Source organism: Bartonella sp. AA168HLJHH (assembly GCF_042197365.1).
Lineage (GTDB): Bacteria > Pseudomonadota > Alphaproteobacteria > Rhizobiales > Rhizobiaceae > Bartonella.
The window spans coordinates 1-15,348 of record NZ_JBHIRS010000002.1 but is presented as its reverse complement, the minus strand read 5'-3'; the positions used below and the strand labels follow the sequence as shown (position 1 = coordinate 15,348).

Annotated in this window: 12 protein-coding genes and 3 tRNA genes; 13 read left to right on the top strand and 2 right to left on the bottom strand. The window is 37.2% G+C overall.

Features of this window, described 5'->3' with window-relative positions; all coding sequences use genetic code 11:
- Window positions 1-31: 31 nt before the first annotated feature.
- The 4 genes from clpP (at window position 32) to ACFINM_RS01975 (ending at window position 5,240) form a co-directional block, all read left to right on the top strand.
- Window positions 32-664 (top strand): ATP-dependent Clp endopeptidase proteolytic subunit ClpP, encoded by a 633-nt coding sequence (gene clpP, locus ACFINM_RS01990; protein WP_375630200.1) that lies wholly within the window; start codon window positions 32-34, stop codon window positions 662-664.
- Between the two features lie 183 nt (window positions 665-847).
- Window positions 848-2,122: an ATP-dependent Clp protease ATP-binding subunit ClpX gene (gene clpX / locus ACFINM_RS01985; protein ID WP_273723371.1), complete on the top strand. Its 1,275-nt coding sequence runs from the start codon at window positions 848-850 to the stop codon at window positions 2,120-2,122.
- Window positions 2,123-2,305: 183 nt separating this feature from the next.
- Entirely contained in the window at window positions 2,306-4,732 is a 2,427-nt protein-coding gene (gene lon, locus ACFINM_RS01980) for an endopeptidase La (protein WP_375640064.1), read from the top strand.
- 229 nt (window positions 4,733-4,961) lie between these two features.
- Entirely contained in the window at window positions 4,962-5,240 is a 279-nt protein-coding gene (locus ACFINM_RS01975; RefSeq protein WP_375611283.1) for an HU family DNA-binding protein, read from the top strand.
- Between the two features lie 1,057 nt (window positions 5,241-6,297).
- Here ACFINM_RS01975 and trmFO read toward each other — a convergent pair.
- Window positions 6,298-7,713: a methylenetetrahydrofolate--tRNA-(uracil(54)-C(5))-methyltransferase (FADH(2)-oxidizing) TrmFO gene (gene trmFO / locus ACFINM_RS01970; protein WP_375640060.1), complete on the bottom strand. Its 1,416-nt coding sequence runs from the start codon at window positions 7,711-7,713 to the stop codon at window positions 6,298-6,300.
- A gap of 135 nt (window positions 7,714-7,848) precedes the next feature.
- Between trmFO and ACFINM_RS01965 the strand changes: the two genes are divergently transcribed.
- The 6 genes from ACFINM_RS01965 (at window position 7,849) to ACFINM_RS01940 (ending at window position 13,827) form a co-directional block, all read left to right on the top strand.
- A tRNA-Leu gene (locus ACFINM_RS01965) sits at window positions 7,849-7,931 on the top strand.
- Window positions 7,932-8,066: 135 nt separating this feature from the next.
- Window positions 8,067-9,494, top strand: a complete 1,428-nt coding sequence (gene tig, locus ACFINM_RS01960; RefSeq protein WP_375640055.1) for a trigger factor — start codon at window positions 8,067-8,069, stop codon at window positions 9,492-9,494.
- Window positions 9,495-9,624: 130 nt separating this feature from the next.
- A complete protein-coding gene (gene gatB, locus ACFINM_RS01955) occupies window positions 9,625-11,124 on the top strand; it encodes an Asp-tRNA(Asn)/Glu-tRNA(Gln) amidotransferase subunit GatB (protein ID WP_375640051.1) in 1,500 nt (499 codons plus the stop codon).
- A 181-nt stretch (window positions 11,125-11,305) separates the two neighbouring features.
- The gene (locus ACFINM_RS01950; protein ID WP_375620774.1) at window positions 11,306-11,704 is read left to right on the top strand and encodes an NADH:ubiquinone oxidoreductase subunit NDUFA12; all 399 of its coding nucleotides are present in this window, start codon (window positions 11,306-11,308) and stop codon (window positions 11,702-11,704) included.
- Between the two features lie 89 nt (window positions 11,705-11,793).
- The gene (locus tag ACFINM_RS01945; RefSeq protein ID WP_375620815.1) at window positions 11,794-12,219 is read left to right on the top strand and encodes a DUF2155 domain-containing protein; all 426 of its coding nucleotides are present in this window, start codon (window positions 11,794-11,796) and stop codon (window positions 12,217-12,219) included.
- Window positions 12,220-13,095: 876 nt separating this feature from the next.
- Window positions 13,096-13,827, top strand: coding sequence for a rhomboid family intramembrane serine protease (locus ACFINM_RS01940; RefSeq protein ID WP_375630205.1), 732 nt, complete (start codon window positions 13,096-13,098; stop codon window positions 13,825-13,827).
- Here the strand turns inward: ACFINM_RS01940 and ACFINM_RS01935 are convergent.
- A complete protein-coding gene (locus tag ACFINM_RS01935) occupies window positions 13,824-14,654 on the bottom strand; it encodes a TrmH family RNA methyltransferase (RefSeq protein WP_375640046.1) in 831 nt (276 codons plus the stop codon). The two genes, ACFINM_RS01940 and ACFINM_RS01935, sit on opposite strands and share 4 nt — an antisense overlap.
- A gap of 205 nt (window positions 14,655-14,859) precedes the next feature.
- On the opposite strand from ACFINM_RS01935, the gene ACFINM_RS01930 reads away from it, so the two are divergent.
- The 3 genes from ACFINM_RS01930 to ACFINM_RS01920 all read left to right on the top strand — a co-directional run.
- Window positions 14,860-14,943 (top strand) — tRNA-Tyr (locus tag ACFINM_RS01930).
- A 31-nt stretch (window positions 14,944-14,974) separates the two neighbouring features.
- Window positions 14,975-15,048 (top strand) — tRNA-Gly (locus ACFINM_RS01925).
- A 181-nt stretch (window positions 15,049-15,229) separates the two neighbouring features.
- The coding region (locus tag ACFINM_RS01920; protein ID WP_375640331.1) for a GTP-binding protein at window positions 15,230-15,348 on the top strand (119 nt) is incomplete at its 3' end.

The following is a 15,348-nucleotide window of genomic DNA, read 5'->3' as shown; positions in this document are numbered from 1 at the left end:
AGCGGTTGTTATATGAACGGAAAGTAAAAATATGAGTGATCCAATGAAAACAGCATTAAGCCTTGTTCCTATGGTTATTGAACAAACAAATCGTGGTGAACGGGCCTATGATATTTTTTCCCGTCTTTTAAAGGAACGGATTATTTTTATTAATGGACCTGTTGAAGATGGTATGGCAATGCTTGTTTGTGCACAATTGCTTTTTTTGGAAGCGGAAAATCCTAAAAAAGAAATTAGTCTTTATATTAATTCTCCAGGTGGTGTTGTAACATCTGGTATGGCTATTTATGATACTATGCAGTTTATTCGCCCTCCTGTTTCTACGCTTTGCATGGGGCAAGCGGCATCTATGGGGTCTTTATTATTAACGGCTGGAGCAAAAGGTCATCGTTTTACATTGCCAAACGCACGTATTATGGTGCATCAACCATCTGGTGGTTTTCAAGGTCAAGCTTCAGATATTGAGCGACATGCGCAAGATATTATAAAGATGAAACGGCGTTTAAATGAAATTTATGTTCAACATACGAGTCAAGATTATGAGATTATAGAGAGAACTCTCGATCGCGATCATTTTATGACAGCAGAAGAAGCCAAAGCGTTTGGCTTAGTTGATGATGTTATACAATACCGTGCAGAAACTGAAAAAGAAGAAAAAGATTAAGAGTTTTTATAGAAAAAATAGCTACTTTAAATCAAAGAGTTTTATAAAAAATATCGCAAAATAAGAGAAACACCTAAAAGTATTGAGACATGCATGGTTTTCTATATGTCTTTTAGTTTTCATGATGAAAAGCTTCCTTTGAAAAGGCAAAGTGTTCATATATTGTGGTGAAAGGAAAGAAAAATGAGCAAAATTAGCAATAGCGGGAACGAATCAAAAAATACTCTCTATTGCTCGTTCTGCGGCAAGAGTCAGCATGAGGTGCGTAAGCTCATTGCGGGGCCTACTGTATTTATCTGTGATGAATGTGTAGAGCTTTGCATGGATATTATTCGGGAAGAAAATAAGTCTTCTGGGGTTAAGGTGCGTGATGGTGTTCCTACGCCACAGGAAATTATAACAGTTCTTGATGACTATGTTATTGGTCAGCAGCATGCAAAGCGTGTTCTTTCTGTTGCTGTTCATAATCATTATAAACGGTTGGCGCATCAGTCTAAAAGCAATGATATTGAGTTGGCTAAATCAAATATTCTTCTTGTTGGTCCAACGGGTTGTGGTAAAACTTATCTTGCACAAACATTAGCACGTATTATTGATGTGCCTTTTACGATGGCGGATGCGACCACTTTGACTGAAGCAGGTTATGTGGGGGAAGATGTTGAAAATATTATTCTTAAGCTCCTTCAAGCAGCAGATTATAATGTTGAACGTGCACAGCGTGGTATTGTTTATATCGATGAGGTTGATAAGATTTCTCGTAAAGCAGATAATCCTTCTATTACAAGAGATGTTTCGGGGGAAGGAGTTCAGCAAGCGTTATTAAAAATTATGGAAGGAACGATTGCTTCTGTTCCTCCTCAAGGTGGACGTAAGCATCCGCAACAAGAGTTTCTTCAGGTTGACACCACAAACATCTTATTCATTTGTGGGGGAGCTTTTGCAGGTTTAGAACGGATTATTTCAGGGCGTGGTGAAAAAACTTCTATTGGTTTTTCTGCAACCGTTAAGGCTCCTGATGAGCGTTGTGTCGGTGAAATTTTTCGTGATTTAGAGCCTGAAGATCTTATAAAATTTGGTTTAATACCAGAATTTATTGGACGCCTTCCTATAGTCGCTACCTTAGAGGATTTAGATGTTAACGCCCTCATGCAAATTTTATCACAACCTAAAAATGCGTTAGTAAAGCAATATCAGCGTCTTTTTGAAATGGAGAATGTCGAGTTAGCATTTCATGAAGATGCTTTACGTGTTATTGCAAAGAAAGCAATTGAACGTAAAACTGGTGCTCGTGGTTTACGTTCAATTATGGAGAAGATCCTTCTTGAGACGATGTTTGAGCTACCGGCTCTTGAAGGCGTTCAAAAAGTGGTTATTTCGAGTGATGTCGTTGATGGGAAAGCGCGTCCTCTTTATATTTACTCAGAACGTGCAGAAGATAAAGAAAATGTATCAGCATGACATTGTGCTATGCACAATATAAAAGGTGGTAATGAATGGTATTTGATGGGTGTTTCTAATAATATCATTATAATGCTTGATTTATCTATGAGTAATTACCACTTCATGTACAGTGAAGAGCTGAGGTTTTCTAAAGGTGGGCTGATTGTTGTAGATAGCTCATAGGCTCCAGAAAGGAGAGTTATGCAATATATTGATGAAAAGATAGATGAAGTAAGAGATGGGGTTTATGCTGTTTTACCTCTTCGTGATATTGTTGTCTTCCCCCATATGATTGTTCCACTTTTTGTGGGCCGCGAAAAATCAATTCGTGCTCTTGAAGAAACGATGGCGGTTGATAAGCAAATACTATTGGTGACACAAAAAAATGCTTCTGATGACGATCCAAAATCAGAGGATATTTATCATATTGGTACATTTGCTAATATTCTTCAACTTTTAAAGCTTCCTGATGGTACTGTAAAGGTTTTGGTTGAAGGAACTGCACGTGCAAAAATTAGTCAATTTGCTTTAAGTGAAGGTTATCATCAGGCTTTTGCAACTGTTACAGAAGAACCTAGAGAGAGTGATGTTGAGATTGAAGCTCTTTCAAGGTCAGTGATTACTTATTTTGAAAACTATGTAAAGCTTAATAAAAAAATCTCTCCTGAAGTTGTGAATGCGATTGGCCAGCTTGATAATCCTTCTAAGCTTGCCGATACGATTGCTTCTCATTTGATGATTAAACTTGCAGAAAAACAGGAAATATTAGAGCTCTTACCTGTGCGGGCCCGTCTTGAACGTGTTTTGTCCTTCATGGAAGGAGAAATTTCTGTTTTGCAGGTTGAAAAACGTATTCGTTCGCATGTTAAAAGGCAAATGGAAAAAAACCAACGAGAATATTATCTCAATGAGCAGATGAAGGCTATTCAAAAAGAGTTAGGAGCAGGTGATGATAGCCGAGATGAACTCTCTGAATTAGAAGAGCGTATCAAGAATACAAAACTATCCAAGGAAGCGCAGGAAAAAGCTGGAGCAGAATTGAGGAAATTACGGAATATGTCTCCGATGTCTGCAGAAGCGACAGTTGTACGTAACTATCTTGATTGGTTATTAGCAATGCCTTGGGGTAAAAAATCTAAGATTAAAAACAATTTAGATTTTGCTGAAAAGGTCATGAATAATGAACATTTTGGTCTTGAAAAAGTTAAGGAGCGAATTATTGAATATTTGGCCGTACAAAGTCGCGCGTCAAAGATAAAAGGTCCCATTATTTGTTTGTTAGGTCCTCCAGGTGTAGGGAAAACATCATTAGCGCGCTCTATTGCAAAGGCAACGGGACGTGAGTATGTTCGTATCTCATTGGGAGGTGTCCGAGATGAAGCAGAAATTCGTGGACATCGCCGAACATATATTGGCTCGATGCCTGGAAAAATTATCCAGTCTATGAAAAAAGCAAAAAAATCTAATCCGCTTTTCTTGCTTGATGAAATTGATAAAATGGGCCAAGATTTTCGTGGCGATCCTTCATCCGCTTTATTAGAAGTTCTTGATCCTGAACAAAATGGTACATTCATTGATCACTATTTGGAAGTTGAATATGATCTTTCTGATGTCATGTTTATCACAACTGCCAATACGCTTAATATTCCAGGTCCGTTAATGGATCGTATGGAAATTATTCGTATCGCTGGTTATACTGAATGTGAGAAAATGGAAATTGTTAAACAGCATCTTTTACCAAAGGCACTAAAAGATCACTGTTTGTCTAAAAAAGAACTCAGTATTTCTGATGGAGCACTAAGGTCAATTATTCAGTTTTATACACGTGAGGCAGGCGTTCGTAACCTTGAACGTGAACTCATGAAAATTTCCCGCAAATCCGTTACAAAAATTCTCAAAACACATCAAAAATCTGTAAAAGTTACAGAAAGTAATATTCATGATTTCTTGGGTGTTAAACGTTATCATTACAATCAGATTGAAGGAGAAAATCAAGTTGGTGTTGTAACAGGTCTTGCGTGGACAGAAGTCGGTGGAGAGTTATTGACCATTGAAGGAGTTATGATGCCCGGCAAAGGGAAGATGACTGTAACTGGAAATTTACGTGATATTATGAAAGAGTCCATTTCAGCGGCAGCATCTTATGTACGTTCTCGTGCTGTTGATTTTGGTATTGAACCTCCACTTTTTGAAAAACGCGATATCCATGTTCATGTTCCAGAGGGTGCGACACCAAAAGATGGCCCATCGGCTGGGATTGCAATGGTGACAGCAATTGTTTCGGTCCTTACAGGAGTAGCTGTGCATAAAGATATTGCAATGACTGGTGAAATTACTTTACGTGGACGCGTTTTACCCATTGGTGGATTAAAAGAAAAACTCTTAGCAGCTCTTCGAGGAGGGATAAAAAAAGTACTTATTCCTGAAGAAAATGCAAAAGATTTGGTTGATATTCCTGATGATGTCAAAAATAATATGGAAATTATTCCGGTAAATCATGTGAGTGAAGTTTTGAAACACGCTTTGGTTCGTTTTCCAGACACTATTGAATGGAAAGAGCCCTCTGCAGGGGCTGTGCCAATCCGGTCAGAGAGCAGTGATAGTGAAGGAATACAGATTGCGCACTGATTCACTTATCTCATTTATAACGGCATTTTTTAGGTGGTAGAAGGTGTTGTTGAGGTTATTATTCTGTTTTTTGTTGGAAAAAGTGAAAAATTCCGTGAATAACTGTGATTATTGCTAAAAAAACAATGTTTTGGATAAAAATAAGACTTCTGTTTGCTGTACTTTTCAATAAACTGACCAATAACATGATTAAGTCATGTTCAGGTAATATAGGGAAAGGAAATATTTTATGAATAAAAGTGAATTCGTTAGCTCCGTTGCTGAAAAGGCAGGTGTTTCGAAAGCGCAAGCTGGTGCTGTTGTTGATGCTTTTATGGCTTCTGTAACAGAAGCTTTGGCTTCAGGGGGGGATGTTCGTCTTCCAGGTTTTGGCACTTTTGAAGTTTCTCATCGTGCTGCAACAAAGGGGCGTAATCCTTCAACTGGTGCTGAAATCGATATTCCAGCACGTTCTGTACCCAAATTTTCTGCAGGAAAAAGCCTTAAAGAAGCAGTTAATAAAAAATAATTTAAGCTACATTAAAAAAACCCGATTTATTTATAAGCGGGTTTTTTTAACACATGTGTTATGCTTGTTTTTCACATAAAACTTTGAGACCTTGCGATATTTTTATTTTCATGTATTGCTGGAAATATATTGTTTTTAGTCTTTTCAATGAAATATTGCACTGTTTTAATTGAGCGCGGGTATGGCTTATAAAATGTAATTATTAACTTTTATTACGCTGAAGTGTTACGGTATTTATTTCAAAACAAGATCCGTAAATAACATGAGGCGGAAAACTCTGTAAAGTCCATAAAAGTTATTATATATCACCATTTACGCTTAATAAAAGTGCATGTTGGTGCCACCGTGCTATCTATTTTCTCAGTTCCTATAATGTTGCGACTAGCCCCAGATATCTGAGACGAGTGCATAAGGGATAGTTTTATTCTTTTACTCTTATACGCCAACCTTTCTTGTGACGCACCAAGAGGATAATTTTATTGATTTATTATAAGATCCTGAAATAAAAAAATCTTTTGATATTCAGATTTGGTTTTTAATATTGGGATTTTTCTTGGCATTTGAGAGGGGAGAGATAGCTCCAGCTCTATCCTACAAATATTTTTTCCATATCTTTATTTCACTTGTGATATGCAAGCGAGTATTTTTCCTTCATCATACAAGAGTTAAAATAAGAGAACATCACAAATTTTGAGGGAGGAAGTTAAAAAACAGAAAAATTACTCTTATAAAATAATATACATTACGTAATATAAAAACTATTAATAAAGATAGTACAGTATTACTTGTGTATTTTCCATTTATTTATTTTGATTATTCATAATATATTTATATAATTATTTTGTTTTTAGTCATTAAATCATATTAAATTATTGATAGCGGTAAAGTTTTTTTATAGCCAAAAGTTATTTTACAGCATCTACATAATTGAATAAATGATGAAACGTAGGGTAGTATTTATTGATTGGGGGAGACAGTCTTTAAAAGGCTTTAGAATGATTTTTTCACGAGAGTCATAAAGATCTATTCAGTAGGAGAGAGGCGAATCGTGTGTTTTTTATAAACAGGAGCTCTTTGATTCTTTATTTGCTAACCACTGAGTACAATCATTGAGAGCTCTCGCTGTTATAGCTTGTTTTTTTACTAATTTTTTTTCTTTACTTGGTAAGCGTTTTCCTGAATGTTTAATAGAAGAAGCAATAGGCGGAAAGAGTCCGAAATTGATATTCATTGGCTGAAAAGATTGTGTTTCTGCTTTTTCATCTATGATGTGTCCCCCTGTAATATGATTCAAAAGGGCTCCGAATGCTGTAGTTTGTGGGGGTAGGCAAGGGGAAATATGATGATATTCGGCAGCAGCAAAACGTCCAGCAAGAAGCCCTATTGCCGCTGATTCTACATAACCTTCACATCCGGTAATTTGCCCTGCAAAGCGTAGTTGTTTTTTTTGTTTTAAACGAAGGGTTTGATCAAGAATAATTGGCGAGTTGAGGTAGGTATTGCGGTGAAGACCACCAAGACGCGCAAACTCTGCTTTTTCAAGACCGGGAATCATTCTAAAAATGCGAATTTGTTCACCATATTTCAATTTTGTCTGAAAGCCGACCATATTATAAAGCGTTCCAAGTTTATTATCTTGGCGTAATTGAACGACAGCATAGGGTTTAACTGTAGGGTTATGGGCATTAGTTAAGCCCATAGGTTTCATAGGACCATGTCTTAACGTTTCAAGTCCGCGCTCAGCCATAATTTCAATGGGGAGGCATCCATCAAAATAGGGCGTTTTTTCAAAGTCACGAAACTCTGTTTTTTCAGCATTTTTTAACGCTTCAACGAATGTTTCATATTGTTCTTTGTTGAGGGGACAATTAAGATAGTCTTTTCCTGTTCCCTCAGGACCAATTTTATCATAGCGAGACTGATACCAACAAATGTTGATATCAATACTGTCGGTATGGATAATAGGTGCAATTGCATCAAAAAAAGAAAGAGCTTTTATACCGGTTATTGCTTGTAATTTTTGAGCAAGTGCAGGCGATGTAAGGGGGCCTGTTGCAATGACAACATATTTCCAAGCTTTAGGAATTTCTTGAACTTCTTCACGTTTGATTGTTATAAGAGGGTGGTTTTCAAGTGCTGTCGTAACGGTTTTTGAAAATCCATCACGGTCAACAGCAAGAGCACTACCTGCGGGAACTTTGTTGGTATCAGCAGCTTTCATAATTAACGATTTTGCTAATCGCATTTCAGCATGTAAAAGCCCTACGGCATTTGTTAATGAATCATCGCAACGAAACGAATTTGAACAAACCAGTTCTGCCAATTTATCGGTTTTATGGGCATCTGATTTTTTTTCGGGTCGCATTTCATGCAAAACAACAGAAATTCCTGACTGAGCGATTTGCCAGCTTGCTTCACACCCCGCAAGACCGCCACCGATGATATGAATTGGGATATCAAATGTCTTTAACATAATTGACTTTTAGCGTAAGCAGTTATGTATGAAAAGCATAGATTTTGTTTTTTTTTAATATATTTGTTTGCTTTTTTTCTGTAATTAATGGTATAGAAACGCCGCTTGTATAAGGTTATTAGCTTGTAAGTTTGAGCGGATGTGGCGAAATTGGTAGACGCACCAGATTTAGGTTCTGGCGGGAGACCGTGGGGGTTCGAGTCCCTCCATCCGCACCAAAGCAATCCCTTAAGTGCTACGGATTTCTACGTGTCTGAAATTCCGCTTCATGGTAAATGTAACACTCGAAGTGTTAGAATGTAATGATTATTAGAGTGGGTTGATCCCTCTCCTTAGAAAAATGAAGGTGTTTAATGCAGGTTACCGAGACGCTTAATGAAGGACTGAAGCGCGAAATTAAGATCGTGGTTCCAGCGAAAGATTTAGAAGAAAAGTTGAATGAACGATTGGATGATACCAAGGGAAAAATCAAGCTTAATGGTTTTCGTCCCGGTAAAGTGCCTAGTGGGCATTTGCGAAAAATGTATGGTAAATCCTTTATGGCGGAGATTCTCAATGAGATACTCAGTGATGCACCCCGTTCTATTTTAGCGGACCGCAATGAACGTGCAGCGATGCAGCCAAAAATTGATATAGATGAAGATGAAAAAATTCTAGATGGCAAAGCTGATTTTACTTTTAGTTTAAAGTATGAAGTTTTACCAAAAATTGACATTAAAGATTTTGAACATATTACGGTTATCCGTGAAATTGCAATTATTCCTGAACAGGATATTGATGATCAAGTCAATCGCGTCCTTTCTTCTACGCGTAATTATTCTCTAAAAGAGGGGAATTCTGAAGAAGGTGATCGCATTACCATAGATTATCAAGGTAAGCTTGAAGGCGTTCCATTTGAAGGTGGGGCAGATAGTGATGCACAACTGATTCTTGGGTCAAAACAATTTATTCCTGGTTTTGAAGAGCAATTGGTTGGTGTGAAAGCTGGGGATGTAAAAACGATTTTTGTTAAATTTCCTGATAATTACAGTGCGGCACATTTGGCGGGACGGGAAGCAGAGTTTGACATTACTGTCAAAACTGTCTTTAAACCAGATGAATTAAAAATTGATGATGAAGCAGCGCAAAAAGTTGGTTTAGAGTCTCTAGATCGCTTACGTGAGGTCGTTCGTGGGCAGATTGAAAGCCAATATGGTTCAGTGACACGTCAAAAAGTTAAGCGTCAAATTCTTGATGCTTTAGATGCTGATTATAATTTTGAGATTCCTGAAGAACTTTTAGAGGTTGAGTTTAACAATATATGGGCTCAGGTTAATGATGATTTGAAAAAGGCTGGGCGCAGTTTTGAAGATGAAGGTATTACAGAAGAAAAGGCACGTGAGGAATATCGTGTCCTTGCGCAGCGTCGTGTTCGTCTTGGTTTGGTGCTTTCTGAAATTGGAATGAAGGTTGGTGTTAAAGTTAGTGAGGATGAGCTAAAAGCAGCAGTTTTTGATCAGGTTCGCCAATATCCAGGACAAGAGAAAGAGATTATGGATTTTTTCCGTAAGACTCCGGAAGCTGTTGAAAATCTACGTGCTCCGATTTTTGAAGAAAAGGTCATTGATCATTTATTAGCACAGATAAAAGTCACAGATAAAGAAGTGACGGTTGAAGAGTTGATGAAAGAATATGACGAATTAGATGTCCCTGAAGAAAAGCCGGCAAAGAAAAAGTCTGCAGTGAAAGAAACGTCTACAGAGAAAAAACCCGCTAAGAAAAAGGCTCCTAAAAAAGCTTAATATTTATGCAAACAACACAAGCCCGATAAAATCGGGCTTGTGTTGTAAGATTTATATCCTAGGATTGCACTGAGAGAATGGTTTTAGATAAGCCATGAGTGAATTTTAAAATATTGGTAGTGGATTGGCAATGAGCATCATTGATACGCGTACTCCTGATTCTAAGCGTTTTATTTCTGGAGTTACAGGTGATTGGGAAGTCATCATTGGCATGGAAGTTCATGCGCAAATCATATCAAATTCGAAACTTTTTTCAGGAGCATCAACCAAATTTGGTGCAGAGCCGAACAATCATGTATCACTTATTGATGCAGCCATGCCAGGTATGTTGCCTGTTCTTAATCAAGAATGTGTTCGTCAAGCGGTTCGAACGGGGTTAGGATTAAAGGCGCATATTAATTTAAAATCTGTTTTTGATCGCAAAAACTATTTTTATCCAGATTTACCGCAGGGGTATCAGATTTCTCAATTTCGCTATCCCATTGTAGGAGAGGGAAAGATTATTATATCTGTTGGTCCAGATTCGAATGGCCAATTTGAGGATATTGAAGTGGGAATTGAGAGATTGCACCTTGAACAGGATGCTGGAAAATCGATGCACGATCAACATCCAACAATGTCTTTTGTAGATCTTAATCGTTCTGGTGTTGCTCTTATGGAAATTGTTTCCAAGCCTGATATGCGCTCATCAGATGAAGCTAAAGCCTATATGACAAAATTGCGTACGATTGTTCGTTATTTGGGCACTTGCGATGGCAATATGGATGAAGGTTCTATGCGTGCAGATGTCAATGTATCTGTTCGTCGTCCTAGTGAAGGTTTTGGAACGCGCTGTGAAATTAAAAACGTTAATTCTATTCGCTTTATTGGTCAAGCAATTGAATATGAAGCGCGTCGTCAGATCGCAATTTTAGAAGATGGAGGCGTCATAGATCAAGAGACTCGGCTTTTTGATGCCGCTAAAGGTGAAACGCGCTCTATGCGCTCAAAGGAAGAAGCGCATGACTATCGTTATTTTCCTGATCCTGATCTTTTACCATTAGAATTTGATCAAGCATTTGTGGATGCTTTGGCAGCGGACTTACCAGAATTGCCTGACGCTATAAAAGCACGTTTTGTTAAGGAAATGGGATTGACAATGTATGATGCTTCCATTCTTGTGACAGAAAAGGCTATTGCTGATTATTTTGAAGAAGTAGCACGTGGGCGTGATGGAAAAATAGTTGCCAATTGGGTGATTAACGACCTTTTAGGGGCTTTAAATAAAGATAATCGTGAGATTGAAGAGTCACCAGTATCGCCAAATCAATTGGGAAGCATTATTGATCTTATAAAAGAAGGAGTTATTTCTGGAAAAATTGCCAAAGATCTTTTTGAGATTATTTGGAATGAGGGGGGAGATGCACGCCAAATTGTAGAAGAACGAAATATGAAGCAGGTAACGGATACAAAGGCTATTGAAAGAGCTGTTGATGAGATCGTTGCCAATAATTCTGATAAAGTTGCGCAAGCAAAGCACAAACCTGCTTTAGCTGGTTGGTTTGTTGGACAGGTAATGAAAGTAACAGGTGGTAAGGCAAATCCCCAAGCTGTTAATGAATTGGTTAAGATGAAACTTGGCATAGATTAAATTTTATGGGGTGGAGAAGAAGCCATACATATGATATCTTCTTGAAATTAAAGGATAGCACGTTAACCTATCAATTGGAATTGTAGTTGAATTTACTAGTAACTTTTTCGATAATTTCAATCGTTAATAATTTTATTCCAACGATTAATTTCATGAGCGCACTAAATGAATGGAATAGCAGATGGTTCGTTTTTTTAAGCAAATCTTCACATGGTGGAATGGCAATACCATTGGTACGCGTTTTTTCACATGGCGCAAAGGTAAGCGGATAGGGGAAGATCAATTTGGAAATATATATTATGAAGGAGGACTTCATAAGGATGGTTATCCGCACCGTTGGGTTATCTATAAAGACTATTCTGAGGCCTCTACTATTCCACCAGGTTGGCATGGCTGGATTCATCATCGCTGTGAGTGTCCACCAACACAAGAGGATTATCATCCTTATGAATGGGAAAAGCCTCATGTTGCAAATATGACAGGAACAAGTGAGGGCTATCGACCAAAGGGAGCTATCACCTCCAATGGAGAGCGTTCTTGTGTGCATGAAGATTATGATGCGTGGTCACCTAAAAAATAACATGTTTTAATGTGCGTGTGTATTTTTGTCTTATTTGACTCTATGTTATGAAAAGAATTATTTTTTAAGGTGCGATTGATTTTGATATGATGAGATTTTTTTTATTGTTAGGGGCGAGGCATTTTTTTTATATTTTTTTTATGGAAATTTTAGTGTTTTTATCCTTAAATAATGGGGTGCGGGCTGAGCGTATTAGCAATGGAATTGCTGTTTTTGCAGGTCTTGACAAAATCACGGGACGGACCACACGTTTTGAAGTTACTCTTGGTAAAATTTATCAGTACGGCGCATTACAGGTAACACCACGTGCGTGTTATACGAGCTCTAAAGATGAACCCACGCGTACAACTGGTTTTGTTGAAGTCAATGAAGTAACATTAGATAAAAAAATACGGCGTATTTTTACAGGATGGATGTTTGCAGATAGTCCTGGTTTGAACGCTGTTGAGCATCCTATTTATGATGTGTGGTTAAAGGATTGCAAGCAGAATTCTCAAGATCGTTCTCTTCAATAATTAGTGTGTTATCTATTTATAATACATTGATTTATAATGGTCCTTTATCATTTTACAACTTAATAGCAAATTCCTATGATTACCTCATTTAATTTTTTTTATATTGAATAATCCAAATTATTCTCTTGCGCGTTACAAGTGTCGGATGTGTCAATACGACTGTCTAAAAAAGGAATAAAAAATTCCGTCATGAACTGTTTAAATTCAAAGATGCATCATTAGAATCAACATATTTTTTCAGTGTTTCATAAGAGACAGTTCTTGAATTATATCTGTTAAAGGTTGAAATGAAAGGCTTGTTTATATTTGTTAAAGAGGTGAACTGACGCTTTTGCATGTATGAGGGAAACAGATTATCAAGTAAGTAATTCATCATGAAACACTAATTATTATATCTAGAGAACACTGTATTGGTATTTTTCTCATAGAGATGTCGTTTTTCGTTCAAAGCATAGAAGCAATGCAGGCCATATTAATGGAAAAATTGAGATTTAAGATTCTTTAAAGTTTATCAATCGAAGTATAGCTTGGTTAAAAAATGCAATAATCAATATATTTCTAGTAAGAAAATAATGTTTATATATTTTTATTATACACCACCTCATAAGTGAGTTTGTCTATTCGTAAGTTCTTGTATATTGCATGGTAACTTCACATTTAAGTAAGTAGGATACCACTAAGTTTGTAAATCATATTCTTGATATCCATGCTTTTTAAAATCTTTTGTATAAAATACACGTGTTTTCATATAGAGCTATTGAAAATTTAAAAAGGGGCTTCGAAGAGGCGTTGAAAAGATTCTGCATCACTGGGAATGGTATATTTATTTTGTATAAAAGAATAACCCATTTTCTAAAAAATACGAGATTTTATACAATGAAAGTTTCTAGTCACCAACATAATGATGTTTCCCGATTGCCAAAACAACCTAAAGAACCCTTATTGAATGTTCCATTTATTATAGTTGTTTTGATAGCATTTTGTTTTTGTCTTTATTGCATTTCTCAGTATTTTTTTTCTCATCATGTTTATGTTGAAAGTCTTGAGCTTTTTTCATTTATACCAGCATTGTTTAAGAGGGATCCTGTAGCATTTTGTTATACCATGGTGAGTTATTCATTTATGCATAGTAGTTTTAAACATGTTGCTCTTAATATGGTTTGGCTTTTGGTTTTCGGCTCTCCTTTAGCAAGGCATTTTGGTGTTTTACGTTTTTTAATTTTTTGGGTGTTAACGGCAGTTATTTCTGTTTTAACTTATTTTACATTTCATCAAGAAAGTACCATATCACTTATTGGGGCGTCAGGTGCCGTATCTGGAATGATGGGTGCTATTGCACGTTACGGTTTTCCTAGTGGTAATATAGCTGTCAATGCGCAGAACGAAAAACTTTTAGGACCTTTATTATCTGTCAAAAAAGCTCTGTGTTCTAAGGGGGTTCTTGTTTATATGAGTGTATGGCTGACGACTGATTTGATCATAGGTATTTCTTCTATTTTGTTTGAAGAAAATGGCATCTCAATAGCATGGGAAGCTCATATTGGCGGGTTTTTTGCGGGTTTTTTGTTGGTTGGTTTTTTTGATGTTTCACAAAAAATTAAAAACTAGAATCTAAGATATTGATGTGCCACATAAAGAGCTATTGTTGCTGCATTTGAAACATTTAATGATTTAATATTTCCAGGCATGTCAAGGCGTGTTAAAGCGCAAACGGTTTCGCGTGTTTTTTTACGTAAACCTTTACCTTCTGCTCCTAAAACAAGAGCAATTTTATTCCCTGTTAATGCTGTTTCTAGAGGTTGGTCACCTTCTGAATCGAGACCAAAGCTTGTAAAACCTGTTTGATGAAGTTCTTGAAGAGCTTCAGCAAGGTTTCGTACGGTAATATAATGAATCATCTCCAGAGCTCCAGATGCCGCTTTCGCAAGAACACCGCTTTCGTGGGGAGAGTGACGGCAAGTTGTAATAAGTGCTTTAGCTTTCAATGCAACTGCAGAGCGCATAATAGCGCCAACATTATGTGGATCGGTAATTTGATCCATGACAATGACCAGATCAGTATTGGTTAGTTCCGACAGTTTGCATGGTTTGAGGGGGAGAGTTTCCAAAACAATACCTTGATGAACAGCCTCACTTCCAACAAGCGAATCAAGATATTTGGGGGTGCATAATATAACAGAGCAAGGATAATCTGATTCGGATATATTTAATCGTTTTAAGGCATTTTGTGTAACGTAAAGACATTTTAAAATTCTTTTTGGGTTTTCTAAAGCAGCCTGAACAGAATGAATGCCATAAAGATGGATGATCTCTTGCTGTAAAGAAGCAGCTTTCTTCTTTGGGTGTGTAAAAGATCGAGAAGGAGAGCCTTTTGTATCGCGATATCGGCGACGCAAACGAGTATAATGAGAATTTTGTGATGTTTTTTCTTTCATAGCTTCTTTATAACGTGTTAATAAGAAAAATAGAGAGAAAAAATCTATGATTTAAAATTATGAGCAGGAAATTTGTACAGAATTGTATTTATTCTGTTGACAGATACAATAGTAATCGTCATAACCACTTCGCAATCAGATTGAATTGAATGGGTATTCAAGATGGTTGTCGTGATGTCTCATTGCGCGACTTTATCGGTGTAATGGAGGGGTGCCCGAGTGGTTAAAGGGGGCGGACTGTAAATCCGTTGCGTATGCTACGTTGGTTCGAATCCAACCCCCTCCACCATTCATCGAAGGAGAGTTAGTACGTGGGTCATGCGGGTATAGCTCAATGGTAGAGCAGCAGCCTTCCAAGCTGAATATGCGGGTTCGATTCCCGCTACCCGCTCCAAGTGGTTGTTGGTGATTGGGCAAATAGGTATGATGGAGGATATTCCATTTATAGATTTGGTGGGGTTTTCCGTCTAAGAGTTGTGGTGATTGGGCTGTTTACAGTCTGGTCAGACTTAAGTTTTGCAGAATTGTCCCTAGGTGCTAATAAAAATAGGGAATAAAACAAGAGATTAATAGCAATGGCGAAGAGCAAGTTTGAACGAACAAAACCGCATGTTAATATTGGTACGATTGGTCACGTTGATCATGGGAAGACCTCGTTGACAGCAGCGATTACGAAATATTTTGGTGAATTTAA

Bases quoted from the DNA above. Each gene is read 5' to 3' on its own strand.
- ACFINM_RS01935 (WP_375640046.1), bottom strand. From the start codon at position 14,654: ATGAAAGAAAAAACATCACAAAATTCTCATTATACTCGTTTGCGTCGC.
- tig (WP_375640055.1), top strand. From the start codon at position 8,067: ATGCAGGTTACCGAGACGCTTAATGAAGGACTGAAGCGCGAAATTAAG.
- clpP (WP_375630200.1), top strand. From the start codon at position 32: ATGAGTGATCCAATGAAAACAGCATTAAGCCTTGTTCCTATGGTTATT.
- trmFO (WP_375640060.1), bottom strand. From the start codon at position 7,713: ATGTTAAAGACATTTGATATCCCAATTCATATCATCGGTGGCGGTCTT.
- ACFINM_RS01940 (WP_375630205.1), top strand. From the start codon at position 13,096: ATGAAAGTTTCTAGTCACCAACATAATGATGTTTCCCGATTGCCAAAA.
- lon (WP_375640064.1), top strand. From the start codon at position 2,306: ATGCAATATATTGATGAAAAGATAGATGAAGTAAGAGATGGGGTTTAT.
- clpX (WP_273723371.1), top strand. From the start codon at position 848: ATGAGCAAAATTAGCAATAGCGGGAACGAATCAAAAAATACTCTCTAT.
- ACFINM_RS01975 (WP_375611283.1), top strand. From the start codon at position 4,962: ATGAATAAAAGTGAATTCGTTAGCTCCGTTGCTGAAAAGGCAGGTGTT.
- gatB (WP_375640051.1), top strand. From the start codon at position 9,625: ATGAGCATCATTGATACGCGTACTCCTGATTCTAAGCGTTTTATTTCT.
- ACFINM_RS01950 (WP_375620774.1), top strand. From the start codon at position 11,306: ATGGTTCGTTTTTTTAAGCAAATCTTCACATGGTGGAATGGCAATACC.
- ACFINM_RS01945 (WP_375620815.1), top strand. From the start codon at position 11,794: ATGAGATTTTTTTTATTGTTAGGGGCGAGGCATTTTTTTTATATTTTT.